Here is a 16,599-nt window from a genome sequence, read left to right on the forward strand (position 1 = left end):
AGATGAAATCTTTACGCGTTATGTTGAATATGGCTAATAACCTGTCGTTATCAGATCAGAGCTGACCTCCGGATGGGTCTTGATGGGCGAAGGCTTGGTAAATATCGAGCAATTCGGATTCGGTAAAAGCCACGATGATCAACTGTTGCCCCGGATGAATGGTGTTTGGGTTTTTACCGATCACCCCTTTTTGATAGTTAAACACATAGGTTGTGGCTACCTTTTGGTGAAGACGCTTCCCCAAAAAGGAGCTGGTTTTATCCGCCAAGCGTTCATCAGCCTCGCGCGGTATCAAGGCGCTGATGGGCTCTGATCGATCATCTAAAACGATCCCCTTGGCAAATCGACTGGTCAGCCCGGTTTGTACAATCCCCCATAAGCCTTGGTCATCCCCCTGATTGACCGAGTGCAGGTAGAACACACGTTTCTCATCGGATTCCGGTTCATCTAATAGCTCTTTCAAGCGCACGGTGCGAGCCGGTGTCGTAGCTTTTGGTGTTCCCTGAACCGATTGAGCCTCTTGAGTCGTAGTCTCCGCTGGCGAGCTGGAGTCAATTAAGCTTGGAATAGTGTTGCTCTCGGTGACGACATCCCTTTGGACGCTTTGCGGGGTAAAGGGCGTTAACGTGCCTTCACCGACGCCAAAGCTGGTCGCATCGACCGGTGCGTCACTTGTCGCAATGTCAGCTTGTGAAGCTGAAGAGTTGGGTTGTGCGCTGCTGGTAACGGGGGCTTCTTGAGTGGCTGCTTGGCTTGGAACCCATTCCTCAAGGAGAGCTAAATTCACCTGATCCGCATCCGGCAAGATAATGAGTTGGTCATCGCTGACAAAATGCTGGGCTTGCGTGGCTTCTAATGGAATGCTGGCGTTACGCTTAAGGGCAACGTCGAGTTGTTTGGCGAGTGCACGTTGGGTTTCGTTGTATTCGGCCTCAAGTGGCGTTGTTTCGGTGGTACTTGAATCAGCTTGATCTGTGGTTGGGCTATCGGAGCCTGAAGTGTTTTGACTATCTTCGGTTGGGTTGGAGGCCTGATTGCTCTCGCGCTCACTTGAGATCGCATGTTCGACGTCGGGCTGATCGGTTTTATGTTGGGTGTCATCGTGAGTGGTGTATGAATCATTCGTTTGGGCAGAGGCGATATCGATCTCAGGCACCGGGCGATTAAGATAAATACCGACCCCCAGTGCGACAACAAGTACCAAGCAGAGCAAAATAAGCCGTTTCATACCCACCTTCTTTATTCTGATCGTTAACCTCGACTCTAGATCAGAATGGACCATGAATAAAGAGTGGTTGAATAACCGAAAAGAATGGGCAATAGTGTTTATGATCTTTCGAGTTTTTAAGAGGTACGCATGGGGCAAGATCACAACGCATTCTTCGAAGCTATGCAGAAAGAGGGCGTAACACCCATAAAACCTAAGATTCGTCAGCAATTGGCGAAAGCAAAAACTGATCAGGACTTGGCCGATTTACGCCGAAAGGCCGCGGTCGAGGGTGATGATGAAGAGGGACTGTCACTCGCCCCAATAGAGTGGCTTAATCCATTCGATCCTTTGGCATGGCGTCGAGACGGCGTGCAAGAGGGGGCCTATCGTAACTTACGATTAGGCCACTATTCGGTGGATGCCCGTTTAGATCTGTTCCATCGAACCCCAGAACAAGCCTTAGACGATGTGAAAGGCTTTGTGAAGGAGTGCATGGACCATAATATTCGAACGGTATTGATCAATCACGGTCGCAGCAAAAGTGCCGAATCCAAAGCCAATAAACTCAAAAGCTACTTAAACCGATGGCTCAAAAAGATGCCAGAGGTGATGTGCTTTCACTCGGCGTTGGCTCAGCACGGCGGCACAGGTGCCACCTACGTGTTGTTGCGCAAGAGTGATGAAGCCCGTCAAGCCAATTTAGAGAAACACCTAAAGCGGCGTGGCTAGCAAGCGCGAGCGGGTAGATCCTTTATGAACAATTGATAACCCGCTTAATTTGTCACACTCTGTTCAGTTATCTACATTTAAAGTATCAGGGGGTGGCATTAGGACAGTTCCGTTTTTTTGACTGTCATAGAAGTGGGGGAAGTTAGGTTGTATTCACCTGAAGAGAAAAAACGGTATCCGTTTTTATGGATACTGTTCAGTTCGGGGCTTTTGCTCCTTTTGTCCGTGATTGCTTTTCAGTCAACGAGAAGCTTTGATCTGACCAGTGTAACGATCATCGCTTTGGTGATGGCTGGCCTAATCACGAACTTCGTGTTCTATCGTTGGGTGCGTATCTCCTCGGTGCATATGGACCAAGCGGTGATGAACAGCCCGCTCGACCCCATTACTTTGCTCCCGCAGCGCGATGCCTTTATGACGCATCTTCACAATGAATGCCGTCGAGCGGTTCGGGAGTTTTCGCCGCTTGCAATGATTGCAGTATCGACCAAACCGGACACCGTATCCGGTCGGGACCTTAAAGTGCTCTCGTACGCCTTAAAGCAGATCATTCGCCGCCCCGGGGATTTGATTGCCAGATACGAGGATGATCTTTTCATTTTGCTGCTGCCAAACACCAATGAAAACGTCGAAGCATTGGCCAATCGCTGCCTTTATGCGTTAGATAACGCCGGTACCGGCATAACCAGTGAATTGTCGGTCTGTGTGTATCAGCCCAATATTGAGCTGAATCACGAAGATGTGCTCAAACGTTTGCTGAACTTGGTGGATGAAAACCGCAAAAAGCCTGATGTTCGAATCCTATCAGACATCGAGCCTGTGTTATCCTCAGCTGTCTTTCAGGAACATTGACAGCCATCACCCATGCATCGTGACACATGCCTTGAGCCATTGACCGACTGGTTAATGGCTCATCAAGCCGCTTGTACCCGCGGGTTTCTCTGGATCAAAGTGTCCCCCTCGGACTCTCTTGCGGATTGGGTTGTGCGTTTATCCCGTTGGATGCTCAATACCCAAGCCGTCTCTTCATCATTTATTTATAGTGTTATCTCAGATCGTGAGCTGGATAACCCGGATGTTGTCTGCAGCGCTAAACACGCGCAGCGATTGCTCGGCCAAGAGTTTGATTTAGTCGTATTTGATGCCTTGTCTGGCTTTAACCCCGATGCCTTAGCGCAGGTGACCGGCACCGTAAAAGGCGGTGGGCTGTTTGTGTTAATCTCTGCTGATCCGGCCTCGGATGCGTTTTTTGATGACCCAGAGAAAGCTCGTCTGACAGTGCATCCGTTCACCGAGCAAGCGGTGGGTAATACCTTTTTAAACCACATAGCGCATTGGCTGAACACGGACCCAAGCATCGCTGTGTTAAATGCTGCACAAGATAAAGCGACTCCAAATGGGACGACGGCTATTGAGCGCATTCCAGCGCTTTCACAAACACGCCGAGACGACGCTAAGTTCCGACTGTTAGAGCAATCTAACTGGGTAGCGGATACTTTCGGCCATGTAACCTGTAACGAATCTTCTGTGCATGTATTGCTGGCCGACCGTGGCCGAGGTAAATCCTCCGCGTTGGGGTTATTGGCAAACCAGTTTCATCAAGCCGGTTATAACCTTCTTGTTATCGCGCCCAGTAAAGCGGCAGTAAAGAGCGTGTATCAGCACGCGGACCTCCCTGAGTCGGTCATGCCGTTTATGGAACCCAGCGCTTTGTATGAGCGATTACTGGGGGAAGGGCGGCCGTGTGATGCTGACCCAAAACGCATATTGCTGGTGGATGAAGCGGCTTCGATTGCGCCCTTTATGTTGGTGCGTTTTAAAAACAGCTTCTACCATGTGATATATGCCACAACCGTTTCTGGATATGAGGGGACAGGGCAAGGGTTTCGATTGCGCTTTTTATCGCTGGCCGAGCAGCAGTGGGGGGCGCAAGTTTCGTACTTAAACCAGCCCATTCGCTGGGCGGAGGGTGATACTTTGGAAAGGTCCATCCAACACGGACTCTTTTTGGATCACGATGCTTGCGCGAGGGACAGCCAAAAGGAATCAAGCTTTGTGACGTCGGTAGAGATAAAAGCACACGCGAAAGAGGATTGGCTAGAAAAACCGGAGCTCCTTAAACAGTCGGTCGCCTTGCTGTGTGAAGCTCACTATCGAACCACGCCTGGGGATATTCGGGTCATCATGGACAGCCCTAATGTTCATACTTGGGTTGCGATGCACAATGAGCAAGTCATAGGGGTTGCGGTGATCGCTCAAGAAGGCCCGATGCCTGCTGATTTGTGCGAGTCCATTTGGCAAGGACGTCGCCGCCCTAAGGGGCATCTTTTCCCACAAACCATGATTGCCCAACAAGGCTTTAAAAACGCCGGTATGCTGACCTATTGGCGTGTGGTGCGCATCGCTGTGTCCCCTGAACATCGGCAAGCCGGGGTTGCGAGCACCTTGATCGAAACGCTGCGGGAGGCCGCAAAAGCCCAAGAGGTCGATGTGTTTGGTGCCAGCTGTGCCATCACCCACGAGTTGTTCGGGTTTTGGGAAAAGCAGGGCTTTCATTTGTTGCGCCTAGGCACTCAGTTGGATAAAACCGCCGGTGGTTACGCAGCGCTTATGGGGCAGGCGCTCAATAGCTATTCTAAACCGATGTTAGAGGGCTGGTGTCGATATGTGCGTACCAGCTATACGCTCAAAAAGTCGGTGTGGTTGGACTACCTAGAACCTAACCTTGAAAAGAGCCTAGTAAATCACCTCAGTCACTTTAAGCCGTTACCGCTGGATCGCGCTTTTTACGAGTGGGCCAAGTCGCAAGTGTCGGGGTTTGCTTATCATCACCGCAGTTGGGAGTCGAGCTTGTTCCCGATCATCGAGTGGCTTGAAGTCCTCTCTCATTCACGGCTTCTTCAAGAGCTGACTAAAAGTGCGAACAGCAACCCACACTCTGGCTTAGCCTCGCCAGACAAAGCGACCGTTAAGAAGCTTCGTGAGGCGATGGCGGCTGTGTTGGAATCCATGGAGTCCAGCACGCCACAAAACGGATCGGTTAGTCGGTCAGCTGAGCAATAAAGAGTTGGCCTGGCACCTCTGCCCCGGACTCTTTTCTTAAGATAAAGCGCTCTGTATGCAGGAGTGTAAACCCAAGCTTGTCCAAATCCTGCTCAACGGCCGTGGGCTTATGGGCAAAGCGCCCATTACTTTGGAGCTCTAACGCGCTGTTTAGCTGATCATTGGCTTCGATCGAAAAAGCGATCACACCGGTACTCTCTAAAAGACGTTTCCAATGCGTTAACACCGGCGGCAACTCACCCAAATAGATGGTGACATCCATTGCAGTGATCAGGTCAAACGGTGTGTCGCTACTGTAGTCCATCACATCACAAACCAAAAGCTCTTGGTAACACGCTTTTTGCTGCGCGATGTTGATCATCGCTTGGGACAAATCGATACCGATCAAATGCGCTTCTGGGTAACTTGGTTTTAAAGCCGCCCCCACTAAGCCGGTACCGCAGCCTGCATCTAGCCAACGCGTGATTGGCTTTTGGAGCGTGTTTTTCCAAAGGGTGGCAAAGCGCTCGGGAAGATCATAGTTCAGCGTTTGTTGAAGGCGTGTCTCAAACTCGCCCGCATGATGGTTGTACAAGGTTTTAACGTATTCGGCTGGGACTCGAAGGCTTTGAGTCCCACTTAACGCATCGCTTAGGTGTTTCGCGCGAGGATGATCGGGTGTGCGGGTTAAAACGCACTCATAAAGCAGTTTAGCCTGTTTAGCAAAACCCTCTTCGGCGATGTAGTCGGCGATGTCCAAAATGGCCGCGTCGGATTCCATGGCATGGATCACGTCCATAATGGTCGAAGTTTGATCGCTGATCAGACCGTTAAGCGCCCACTCGTTAAGCCAATCCGTTGAGTCTTCATAAGGCTTTGCCATCAAGGTCGTAAAAGCGGTTTGATGTTGTCCTTGGTGGCGAAGCGCAACGGCCAGTCCTACGTGGGCATCCGATAGGCTGGGCACTAAGCGAAGGGCCGTCTCGCAATCCGCTGCCATAGAAGGCCAGTTACCGATCAGCTCGTAAACGTTGGCGCGGTTGCAATAAAAAAGGGCGTTGTCACTGACCTCCTCTAAAGCGCTGTCCAGCGCTTTGAGTGCCGCCGAGTAATCGGCCAGATGTGTATTGGCAAGGCCTAGATTATTTAACGCTTGAGCGCGCTCTTGCGCATTACGGGCGGTGGCATGGGCACGGTGCAAATAGGGCAGAGCCTCTTTGGTCTCTTGCAACGATATGTTGATTGCTCCCATTAAGGCATTTGCCTGATGGTGGTCGGCGCTCTGTGATAGTATTTTGTTGCAAATAGCTCTGGCTGGACCCAACTTACCTTGGTTGAGTAAATTCAGTGCTTTGCGTACCCATTGATCCTGATTCATGCCGGATGATCGTGCCTAACTGTGCGATGATGAAAAAAGGCTATTGTAAGGCCCGTGCCTTAGATGATCGACAAAAAAGAGGACATCCCGTGCTAGGGAGCGAACTACCTAACGAGCAGGTGCTCATTAAACTGGCTAACCAGACCATGCCTTTTGGTAAATACCAAGGCCGTTTGTTGATTGATCTACCTGAGCCATACGTGTGCTGGTTCGAGCGAAAAGGCTTTCCCAAAGGGGAGCTTGGCGAGTTGCTGCAAACGTTATATGTGATCAAACTCAACGGATTAGAGGGGCTGGTGCGCCCACTTAAGCGCTCATAAGTAAGGGAAGAACCGCTATGACACCTGCCGTTAATATGGCTCAAAAAGCGAAGATCGCGTTTCAAGTACACGAATACCACCACGACCCGAAAGCGGAATCCTACGGGGAAGAGGCCGCACACTTACTGAATCAAAACCCAGCACAAGTCTTTAAAACCTTATTGGTGAGCCTTAATGGGGATGCTAAGTCACTAGCGGTCGCGGTTGTGCCTGTTGCGGGTTCGTTAAATTTAAAGGCCGTGGCCAGTGCGTTAAAGGCGAAGAAAGTTACGATGGCAGACCCTGCCATGGCGGAACGTGTCACTGGTTATCTAGTGGGTGGGATCAGCCCATTGGGCCAGAAAAAGCGATTACCGACGGTGTTGGACCAATCCGCTTCTGCGTTTGATACGATTTTTGTCAGTGGCGGAAAGCGTGGTTTAGAGATCGAGCTTTCACCGCAGGACCTTCTCACTTTAACCGCCGGAACAACCTTTGCGGATATCCGGCGTTAAAGCGGGGCGTTTAAGCCCCATTTTATAGGCTCGATTAGCCCGCTTTGCGCTGCTTTTCGGCCATCATCGCTTTGCGACGCGCGTGCTTGTACTCAGCCGCTTCAATGCCGTGCTTATTCAGCAACTTGTAGAAGTCCGTCCGGTTACGTTGCGCGATACGTGCTGCGTGGGTGACGTTACCCTCGGTGACCTGCAAAACTTGAATCAGATATTTCTTCTCAAATTCGGCACGGGCATCGTTAAAGGATGGGATGACGTCTTCTTGGTTGGACGTTGCGTTCTTGACCAAGCCTTCAGAGATAACAGGGCTGGAGGAGAGCGCGACGACCTTCTCGATCACATTCTCAAGCTGACGCACGTTACCGGGCCACGCTTTTTGTGCCAGCAAGTGCAAAGCCCCAGGGGAGATGTTACGCACCTTACGGTTATGCTTGCGTGCTGCAATCGACAAAAAGTGACGAGCCAGTACAGGGATATCTTCTGGGCGCTCATGAAGCGGTGGTAGTGTTAAGTTAACCACGTTCAGACGGTAGAAGAGATCCTCGCGGAACTCGTTCGATTGCATCGCTTGTTCAAGGTTGCGGTGGGTCGCCGAGATAACGCGTACATCCACAGGCACATCATGGATGGCACCGACAGGGCGAAGCACACGCTCTTGAAGTACACGTAAGAGTTTTACTTGAAGTTGAATCGGCATATCGCCAATCTCGTCCAAGAATAACGTCCCGCCTTCAGCCGCTTTGATCAAACCTTGATGATCATTGACCGCGCCAGTAAATGCGCCCTTGCTGTGACCAAAAAGCTCACTTTCCAAAAGATGCTCTGGCACTGCAGCACAGTTGATCGCCATGAAAGGGCCATCTGCGCGGGGGCTTGCGGTATGGATGGCACGTGCCAGTAACTCTTTACCGGTACCACTTTGACCCGTAATCAGAACGCTAACATCGGATTCGGCTACGCGATGGGCCTGATCCAGCAATTGCAGCATGACGGGGCTTTTGGTGATGATGCCATCACGCCACTTAGTTTCACGACGACGTTCTGCAGACACCAGCGCAGCGCGTACAGTATCCAGCAATTGAATCTTATCGATCGGCTTGGTTAAAAAGCCAAAGACGCCTTGTTGGGTGGCTGCAACCGCTTCGGGGATCGACCCATGCGCTGTGATGATGATCACAGGAACGGCGGGCCATCTTTGCTGCACGTGTTTGAACAGCGTCATCCCATCCATGTTGTCCATCAATAAATCGGTGATGATCAACTCAACTGGGTTGGATTGCAGAGTTTTAAGTGCTTCTTCCCCGTTACGAGCAGTAATGGTCTCGTAACCCTCGGAGATAAGGCGCATCGAAACTAACGAGAGTATGTCCTCGTCGTCATCGACAAGAAGAATACGTGTGAGTTGCGTCATTCCTTAATGTTCCTCACGTTGTCGTGTGATTGCTTGCTCGATCTCTGTTAGCGCATCAATCTGCTCTTGCAGTTTTTCCGTGGCCTTTTTGGCATTGATGTATTGTTTGCTAACGACTTCCGTGGCTTCGAGCTGCTTTAAGTTTGCCTGAGTATGTCTGAACCTAAGATAAAGATAACGATCAGCATAACAGGATTTGCTGGGCAGCAAAGGTAGCTGTTTGTATAAACCCAACGCTTTTCGTAAATATACCGGATTTGTTGTGTCGCTGCTGTACAAGTTTGCCTGACGAGCAGGCTCATTTTCCAGCCCTTTGATCATCGCTTGTTTTTGGGAGCGATCAGCCAAAATATAGGTGTGCTCATCATCTAAAAACTGATAAAGCGATTCGGCTTCGATAAAACACTCGTTACTGGACGGTGTTTCAGAAGCGGCTTGGGGCTTAACCAACTGGCAGCCGGACATAAAGGCGAGGGCAATCGTGGCTCCGCCGAACACTAAAAACTTCATACTGGCTTCAATGGAATCCTTAATCGGAAAACGATACATCCCTTTTTGTTTTCAATGAGGTCTAAGTCGCCCTTCATTGATCTTGCAGCGTCCCTTGCGATACTCAACCCGATTCCGGTCCCCTTGAGTGAACCAGAGCGACGCTTCGATCCTTGGTAGAAAGGTTCGAAGATACGCGTGATGTCTTCTTCAGAAATGGGGTGGCCGGAATTACTGACATCTAACATAAGAGTGTCGCGATCGATTTTGGTTCCGACCCCAATCTGACCGTTCGCATCCGTGTAATATACCGCATTTGAAATCAAATTGTTGAGTACTCTTTGAATCATTGTCGGATCCGACTCAATGGCAGGATAAGTCGGTGGCAAGGTGACGGTGAGTTTCTTCTCTAAAATCAGCAATTGGTGCGCCGAGATGGCGTTTCGGGTTAGGGCCGCTAAATCAACAGGCTGGGTCACCGGAATGTAAGCTTGCTGCATTTGGTTGTAATCCAACAGCTGCTCGATCAGGCGTTGCAGGTTGATGCTGCTCTTTTTAATCAAAGACACCACGTGGGCTTGTTGCGGGGTTAATGGCCCTGGGATCTCCTCTTCAAGAAGATCGGAACCCTCACGCAGGGTTGTTAATGGGGTTTTTAATTCGTGCGAGATGTGGCGTAAAAACTCGCTTTTGCTCTTTTCAAGTTTACCAAGCTCGTTTTCAAGCCAGTGCAATTCAGAGGCAAGCTGTGTGATCTCGATCGGGCCTTTGAGCGGTTGTTTTGGCAAAGGCTTACGTTGGCCGATCAATTTAATGCGCTCGATCAAACCGGCAACAGGTCGGGAGATCAAAATGCTGAAGATCCAAATCAAAACAACTGTCGCTAAAACGAGACCGCCGGTTTGCAGCCACAGAGCTTTTCGGGTCAGGCTGTATTTGTCTTGAAGCTCTTGGAATCGCTCATTCAGCTTTTCATGATTTCGCTCGCCAAGCTCCCGGGTTAGAACCGACAGGTCGTCTACAGGTGCTACCATTGGGTCGGATTCAAGGGTGGTGAGCAGGCTTTGCAGTCGATCAACCGCCACATCCCCTTCGCTGATAAAGGTTTGCACCTTGAGCGCGTTTAAAAAGTTGGTGATCTGGTCGCTTAGGCGCTCTTCGAGCGTCTCGGACTCAAGAATACGATATTGGTTTGTGGTCCGCGTGATGTCTTCGGCGTAGCGTTCCAGCATACTGCTTTGCTGGCTTAGCTCCAGCGCAATTTGGGTCTGCTGATAACTTAAAGACAGCTGGGTGTCCAACACATCCGTTGTTTTATACAGGATAAACCCCAGAGGGGTCAGTAAGAGCAAAAAGGCAACGAGTACCAGTCTTTTTAGGGATCTGGGCTGCCAGAAATCACTGAATGCCATAAATCATTTCGCTTTGAATTTTCCGCAGATTATGCAGTGTTTCCCGTATAAGGTTAAGCGGGCTAAGGCAGCCCGCCCGGAAAAGGAAGGTAAATGAGCGTTTATAACTGTATCAAAGACGCGGTTTTCTCGAGACGTTGGGCTTGATTGGGTTCACGAGTCAGGTATTCGTGCAGCTCTTGTTCGCTGACATAACCGTTCTTGTTCAAGTCCATCTCCAGAAAGATCTCCGCTAGGTTTAAATCCTCCATCGCTTCAATAAAACTGAGTCTGTGGTCATCATCCTGATCTAGTTGGTTGATGATGCGTTTGGCATCTATCCTCTCCTGATGCGTTTGATCTTCATTAGCCGTCAGTGAATCAGATTGGGCTAAAGAGGTTAAAACCAAACTGCTCAGCAGCGCCGCACGGTACAACATCCAAATCTCTCTCCATGTCTAGCAAGCCGAAGATCTGTATCAAAATGCATACCATTTTTTGACAATACATTTTAAAACAATGACTTATTATTGTTTTTTGGTTTGGAGGGGGGGGTTATAGAAAGATGAAAGGTTGAAAGTGTATCTAAATAGGTACTCCATAAGGCTAAATAAACTAAGTCCTTATAAAACAAGGGCTTATAGTGTATCTATTTTGCGACTATCGGGTTTGAGGTATGGTAGGAATCGTGGTTAACAGAACTTTGACCATCTTTTTCAACGTGCCTTTCTCAGGCTGGGTAGCGCTCATGACACGCAGGCCCCACACGCTGCTGATCAAGGTTTTTGATAAAGTGCGGCAGTCCGCATCGTGGGCGATTTCACCGTTTTGGCGGGCTCGGATCAGCGCGTTGAACAGATGACCTTCCATCATTCTGAGATAATCGGTGACTTTATCGGCGACGATAGGGTCATCATCACGAAACTCAAGAAGAGTCTTTACCAGTAAACAGCCTTTGCGATCGCTGTCGGTTTCCATCTGGTCGGAGATGCGTTCAAAAAAGAGGAAAATACCGTCGATGCTTTTTGTCTCTTTTTTAAGACAGTTTTCAATGCGAGCCAAACTACGATCGGCATAAGTGTCGATCACCTCCATAAACAAACCGCGTTTATTGTTGAAGGCACCGTACAGAGAACCCGGTTGGAGTTGGGTTGCATCAACCAAGTCGGCAACCGACGTGGCGTTATAGCCCTGTCGCCAAAAGACGAGCATTGCATTGTCCAGCACTTCAGAACGATCAAAACTGGCTAGTCGTCCCATCTGGTAAACCCCCACGTATCACTTAGTAACAATGTGGTTTATTATAAACGCCATTCTGAAGGGAGTCTGCGTTAAATGAAGTTTCGTTGGGGTATTTTTGGATCTGTGTTGCTGGCCGGATGCCAAACGTTACAGCCGGTATCCACCCAAGACCGTTCTTACGAGTTTGTCCGCGGAACCGTCACTTACCAAGGCGGCGTTTACTTTTTAAAGCCCTGTTTTAGCCAGAACCTTCGACAAATCAAAGACGTACAAGGGCTGGTGGCCGAGCGCTACCGAGAGCAATCCCCATTATCGCGTTTACCCATCTACATGGAGCTGTGGGCGTATCAAGATACCCAGCTGCAGTGGCATGTGGATTCGGTCAATTTAGCGGGTGGCAGCTCCCAAGCCTGCCAAGTGTCGTTGAACAACATACAGTACCGTGCCGCGGGCCAAAACCCGCCTTGGCGCGCCGATGTCACCGACAGCACGGTACGGGTCGAGATCTTAAACGAGCTTCGTAACTATCAATTCCCCAATGGTAATACGAGCAGCACCAGCCGCCGCTGGACAGAGCAGATCACCACGGGCAATCGCACCCATGATTTGAGCATGCAATTTTTTCAGCGCTCTTGCTACGACGAGCTAGGGGCGTGGTATCCGCTTGAGGCGGTCGTTAATCTGGACGGTCGCCGTTTAACCGGCTGCGTACGAGAGGGCGATGTCATGAATCGCTCGTTACCTGGGCGCTACAGCAATGGCTTAAACCCGGGCGAGGCGTTTTTGGTGTTGGATGTGATGAGCAACGGCACATCGCGCCTATCGGTCGATTATCGCAACGGAACGGCGCTGAATGTATTTACCGGCACATGGCGCTGGACCCGCACCGAAAAACTCGCGCTGGAGTTTACCGAGCTGAATGGCCGAAATCAGCAAACCATCTTGCTGCTGAAACACCGTTTAGGCGGCGGTTGGGTGCCGGATGGCTTTAATGATCTACTCGGCAGTGCTCAGGTAGAGCTACTGCGCTCCGAGTAGTTGTGTTAAGCCTAGTCGCCTTCTAACAAACGATCCCGCGCTGCGTTTACTTGGCTGGCGAGCAAGTCACTGCCACCGTGGTCGGGGTGGATCTTTTGGATCAGGCGCTTGTGCGCATCCCGTATCTCGACTTCATTTGCGCCATCTTCCAATCCTAAAATAGACAGGGCCTCTTGACGGGTTAATCGATGACTCGAGGGTGTTTGAGCCGATGCGCTAGGGCGCTTTTTCAGGAAGGGCAATAAGCGCATCAAGAGCCATCCCCACTTGCCAATAAAGGGCAGAATGGCCAGCACTAACGCAATAAACCACGGCAAACGACCGCTGACGGTAAGGATCACCAGTAAGCCAATAATGGCGCTGATCACCAAGGTGATACGGGCTTTGCGTTTGCGTGCAGGCGGTACGCTTTTGTACCACAGGGTCAGTGCAATGGTGAGAGCACCCAGCACTATCAATAAAAATGGGCTCATGCCTACATCCTAATCATCGGTGTACGGTATCAGCCCAAGTATACCTTATTGGTCGCCCATGTAGCGTTCGCGCTTTTTCGGTTTAATGTGCGTTAAATCGACCATCACTAAGCCATCGACGCAGTAGTTAAAGTCGGCATCCACCCCAAAATCCATAAACCGGACACCGCCTTCCTCGCACAGCTCTGTGTATTGCTTGTACAGGGTCGGCACGGTGGCACCAAAGTAATCGAGTTGCTCTTTTAGCTTTTTAAAGTCGGCTTTGATGTCGTTGCCATCAAAAAACTGATCCAACTGAGTCTGAACATTGGCCGAAATACGGTAAGGCGTAAAGGCTTGGGCCAGATTCTCTTGGTCGGCGTAGTAGTGCTGATAAAACCAGACGATCAGGTCTTTCGCGGTTTTCGGGTAGCTGTTGGATAGGCTAACTGGGCCAAACAGGTAACGCACATCGGGGTTCTTTTTAAGGTAAGCACCAATGCCATACCAGAGGTAATCTAAGCTGCGTTTACCCCAGTATTTGGGTTGCACAAAGCTTCGGCCAAGCTCAATCCCTTGGGCGAAAAAGTGCTGCATGCCATCGTTGTACTGGAACAAGGTACTGCTATAAAGCGGTTTGTCGGCCTCGTGCCAGTGTTCGAACGACTCGGCTAGGCGATAAGCGCCAGCGATTTCGAGCTCCTCGTCGTCCCATAAAATCAGATGACGATAGTAGCTGTCGTATTTATCCAAGTCCTTATTACGCCCAGTGCCTTCGCCGACACAGCGGAAGGAGATTTCGCGAAGGCGTCCCACCTCCTGAATCACAGCCGAATCGGGTTGATGATCAAATAGGTAGATCTTTTTACCATCCACCGTCTCGCCCAACAGTTCGGACTGCTTAAGCTCCTTTTTGATCACTTTTGGGTCTTGCGGGTGAGCAATGGTTTTTTCGGTGGTGAACAGCGGCTTCTTGCCCTTAGCGATGCGATACAAGTGCTTTTTGAGCAGCTTGGCTTTCTCGTTTAGTGATAGGGGGATGGCATCAATCTGATCAAACGGGATCGGCTCGCCCACACGCATTGGTAGCGTTACCGAGCGTTTATTAAACATCTCGTTGGCCAGTAATAAACCCGATAGGGATTTATTCACGTAGGACATGCTGTAAAAGAGGGCCGAGTTTTTACCCCCGACAAACACCGGCAAAATCGGTGCATTGGCTTTTTTTGCAAAGCGCAGAAAACCGCTGTTCCAATGGCTGTCCTTGATGCCTGTCATCCCCGCGCGGGAGACTTCACCGGCTGGGAACACAATGATCGCCTCTTCACGGCGTAGGCTTTCGATAATGCGGGCAATGTCGCGCTTAATCGTGGCTTTACCTAAGTTATCCACCGGCAAAAACAGCGACTCTAGCTGACTAAAGTGGCTTAGCACATCGTTGGCCACAATGCGCACATCCCGACGTACCTCCCCAACCATCTTTAACAAGGCTAGGCCATCTAACGCCCCTAAAGGGTGGTTGGCCACAATGACCACTCGGCCAGTCGAGGGGATGTTAAGGCGGTCTTTGTGGCTTAGGGAGTAACTGAAATTGAAGTAATCCAACACGCTTTCGACAAATTCAAAGCCGATGGTGTTTTCGTGCAGCTCCAGAAAGCGGTTGATCTCCTCTTCGTGGATCAGCTTACGCAAGCAAAACAGTGCGGTGTTTTGCAGTGTTTTCGGTTTCTGGGTAAAGGATGGGTACTTCTCGGTAATAACGCGTTCAACATTAATCATGGAGGTTCTCAGATGGTTAACCAACATGGCAACTGTATGTCGGTTATGTGAAGCCTCGCTGACGGAAGGGTTACGGTTTGATGACAGGTTGGGGTGTGGATAATTTGGTAAGCTTTTCTGGGTGTAGATACAGTATATTTTATGTTCAGGCACATTATGGCACGATTTGTCGTTAAGCTATGCGCGATTTCTGTACTGGACAACCATAGGTTAGGATGTAAAATCAAGAAGATAGAGTTGTACACAGGGAAGATATCGTGCCACCCATGGAAGAATATTGCGCATGCGCGTTTTTCTACTTTGCACTTTCTCGCGAGTCTCTGTTTTTTTATTAAAAAACAATGTGTTATGTCGTTTTCTGACTTTTGGGTAAGGAATGATATCGCGCATGCGCATGAATAAACTGTTAGCCATACAGGGATAGTACATGAATCGTTTTAAAATAATTATTGATAGTGCGCTCAGTCTCTACTCGAAATGGAAACTTTTTATTCTCGCTTTTTTTGTGTCAGTTAGTCTAGGATTAGGCTTCTTTCTATTTGGTCCCTTTATAACCTCAGATGCCTACGAATGGTATAAAACAATCTCCGCTGCCAATCCTTTAATATCGGATCTTGTCGATGTTCAAGGCATGATTGCCGATAAATTAATCGCTAGTACGGTTCCTTTGTTTACAGTCTGGACCTTAGTTCTAGGTGCCTACTGCCTAGATAAAAATCAAATTCGGATAATCAACGAGAGTTCCAAGTACCTTGCGTTTTTTACGGGAAGCACAGCTTTCATAGTGCTTTCCCTTGGAGGTACTCTTCTCGGTATATGTCTTTACGGATTGACGGAGCTTGGCTATAGCAATGCATTTTTAGTTGCAACAGTATTTGCAGTTATGGTGGTCGGATGTGGCTTTCTTATTAAATCTGCAACTAGGCCAGAGTTAAAGGAAAATTCAGCCCTCAATAAATTAGCTAGTTCAATGCTAGTAGTTTGTTTTTTACTAGCTATATCTGCTTATGTCTATGGCCTAGTCAAAGATCCAATTCTCTACTGGAATGTAATACATGAAGCATGTCAAATGGCTAACAAGTGCGTCAATTAGGACGCTCGCAAGCTCGCGCCAATTACGCATGCGTTATGACTCATCGAGGTTTTGATGGAAACTTATATTTTTGCAGCCTTAGACGAATATAGTCATGCTGACCTAAACAATATTGAGCAGTATCTGCTGGAAGAAGATAACTTTTATGAGGTTGTTCTAGCAGATGATGAGCAGCTTCAAGTATTGCTTGGTTTGTTAAAGATCGATGACCTTAAGGTGGAGCCACTGCCAGGTAATGACTATTTTCAAAAGGTCATGGATTTTTCCAATAACTCTCTACCGAAATTGAGCCAAGATGAATTTGATAGTCTCTATGCAGAGTGGCTTCAAGCTACGGGTAGAGAATCGAGCATGGATGAATACGGTCAGCTTGTGTTCTTACTAGGCCAGTATGATAATTTCAACAGAAAGAAATGCCGACTAGCGTTGCATGCAAAGTCATAACAAGTGACTGTGGTGCTTAGTCAATAGTTTTAAGCTGTTTTCTCACGCCACAGCTCCTCGTTCTTAATCATGGTATTTAGGATGACG

Annotated in this window: 17 protein-coding genes; 8 read left to right on the top strand and 9 right to left on the bottom strand. The window is 49.2% G+C overall.

From position 1 onward, the window contains the following. Window positions 1–55 precede the first annotated feature (55 nt). Complete coding sequence (locus ACXAF9_RS13540) at window positions 56–1,228, bottom strand: hypothetical protein (protein ID WP_475075137.1); 1,173 nt, start codon at window positions 1,226–1,228, stop codon at window positions 56–58. Between the two features lie 129 nt (window positions 1,229–1,357). Between ACXAF9_RS13540 and smrA the strand changes: the two genes are divergently transcribed. The 3 genes from smrA (at window position 1,358) to ACXAF9_RS13555 (ending at window position 5,002) form a co-directional block, all read left to right on the top strand. Continuing rightward, entirely contained in the window at window positions 1,358–1,939 is a 582-nt protein-coding gene (gene smrA / locus ACXAF9_RS13545) for a DNA endonuclease SmrA (protein ID WP_475075139.1), read from the top strand. 147 nt (window positions 1,940–2,086) lie between these two features. Then, complete coding sequence (locus tag ACXAF9_RS13550; RefSeq protein WP_475075141.1) at window positions 2,087–2,791, top strand: diguanylate cyclase domain-containing protein; 705 nt, start codon at window positions 2,087–2,089, stop codon at window positions 2,789–2,791. A 12-nt stretch (window positions 2,792–2,803) separates the two neighbouring features. Further along, window positions 2,804–5,002, top strand: coding sequence for a GNAT family N-acetyltransferase (locus ACXAF9_RS13555; RefSeq protein ID WP_475075143.1), 2,199 nt, complete (start codon window positions 2,804–2,806; stop codon window positions 5,000–5,002). Here ACXAF9_RS13555 and ACXAF9_RS13560 read toward each other — a convergent pair. Then, the gene (locus ACXAF9_RS13560; RefSeq protein WP_475075145.1) at window positions 4,980–6,233 is read right to left on the bottom strand and encodes a methyltransferase; all 1,254 of its coding nucleotides are present in this window, start codon (window positions 6,231–6,233) and stop codon (window positions 4,980–4,982) included. The genes ACXAF9_RS13555 and ACXAF9_RS13560 overlap by 23 nt on opposite strands. Before the next feature lie 215 nt (window positions 6,234–6,448). Here ACXAF9_RS13560 and ACXAF9_RS13565 point away from each other — a divergent pair, with 215 nt between their 5' ends. Together ACXAF9_RS13565 and ybaK are read left to right on the top strand one after the other, a co-directional pair. Beyond that, a complete protein-coding gene (locus ACXAF9_RS13565) occupies window positions 6,449–6,679 on the top strand; it encodes a DUF3820 family protein (RefSeq protein ID WP_475075148.1) in 231 nt (76 codons plus the stop codon). Between the two features lie 17 nt (window positions 6,680–6,696). After that, window positions 6,697–7,173 (top strand): Cys-tRNA(Pro) deacylase, encoded by a 477-nt coding sequence (ybaK, locus tag ACXAF9_RS13570; protein ID WP_475075150.1) that lies wholly within the window; start codon window positions 6,697–6,699, stop codon window positions 7,171–7,173. Window positions 7,174–7,207: 34 nt separating this feature from the next. Here the strand turns inward: ybaK and ACXAF9_RS13575 are convergent, their stop codons facing one another. From ACXAF9_RS13575 to ACXAF9_RS13595, 5 genes are all read right to left on the bottom strand, one after another. Then, window positions 7,208–8,584, bottom strand: coding sequence for a sigma 54-interacting transcriptional regulator (locus tag ACXAF9_RS13575; protein ID WP_475075152.1), 1,377 nt, complete (start codon window positions 8,582–8,584; stop codon window positions 7,208–7,210). Between the two features lie 3 nt (window positions 8,585–8,587). Then, window positions 8,588–9,094 carry a hypothetical protein gene (locus ACXAF9_RS13580; protein WP_475075154.1) on the bottom strand — a complete coding sequence of 169 codons (507 nt, stop codon included), beginning with the start codon at window positions 9,092–9,094 and terminating at the stop codon, window positions 8,588–8,590. Beyond that, window positions 9,091–10,485 (bottom strand): sensor histidine kinase, encoded by a 1,395-nt coding sequence (locus ACXAF9_RS13585; RefSeq protein WP_475075157.1) that lies wholly within the window; start codon window positions 10,483–10,485, stop codon window positions 9,091–9,093. Before ACXAF9_RS13585 ends, ACXAF9_RS13580 begins: the two co-directional genes overlap by 4 nt. Before the next feature lie 101 nt (window positions 10,486–10,586). Beyond that, window positions 10,587–10,904, bottom strand: coding sequence for a hypothetical protein (locus ACXAF9_RS13590; protein ID WP_475075160.1), 318 nt, complete (start codon window positions 10,902–10,904; stop codon window positions 10,587–10,589). A gap of 220 nt (window positions 10,905–11,124) precedes the next feature. Continuing rightward, complete coding sequence (locus ACXAF9_RS13595) at window positions 11,125–11,724, bottom strand: TetR/AcrR family transcriptional regulator (RefSeq protein ID WP_475075162.1); 600 nt, start codon at window positions 11,722–11,724, stop codon at window positions 11,125–11,127. A 75-nt stretch (window positions 11,725–11,799) separates the two neighbouring features. On the opposite strand from ACXAF9_RS13595, the gene ACXAF9_RS13600 reads away from it, so the two are divergent. Continuing rightward, entirely contained in the window at window positions 11,800–12,744 is a 945-nt protein-coding gene (locus tag ACXAF9_RS13600) for a hypothetical protein (RefSeq protein WP_475075164.1), read from the top strand. A gap of 11 nt (window positions 12,745–12,755) precedes the next feature. Here the strand turns inward: ACXAF9_RS13600 and ACXAF9_RS13605 are convergent, their stop codons facing one another. Both ACXAF9_RS13605 and olsF read right to left on the bottom strand, forming a co-directional pair. Further along, the gene (locus tag ACXAF9_RS13605; protein ID WP_475075166.1) at window positions 12,756–13,217 is read right to left on the bottom strand and encodes a J domain-containing protein; all 462 of its coding nucleotides are present in this window, start codon (window positions 13,215–13,217) and stop codon (window positions 12,756–12,758) included. Window positions 13,218–13,262: 45 nt separating this feature from the next. Beyond that, entirely contained in the window at window positions 13,263–14,975 is a 1,713-nt protein-coding gene (olsF, locus tag ACXAF9_RS13610; RefSeq protein WP_475075169.1) for a bifunctional ornithine lipid synthase OlsF, read from the bottom strand. A gap of 427 nt (window positions 14,976–15,402) precedes the next feature. On the opposite strand from olsF, the gene ACXAF9_RS13615 reads away from it, so the two are divergent. Then, on the top strand, window positions 15,403–16,068 hold the full coding sequence (locus ACXAF9_RS13615; protein WP_475075171.1) for a hypothetical protein: 666 nt from the start codon (window positions 15,403–15,405) through the stop codon (window positions 16,066–16,068). Between the two features lie 54 nt (window positions 16,069–16,122). Further along, a complete protein-coding gene (locus tag ACXAF9_RS13620; RefSeq protein WP_475075173.1) occupies window positions 16,123–16,512 on the top strand; it encodes a hypothetical protein in 390 nt (129 codons plus the stop codon). Window positions 16,513–16,599 lie beyond the last annotated feature (87 nt).

The organism is Neptunomonas sp. ABH4_499 (genome assembly GCF_056160565.1).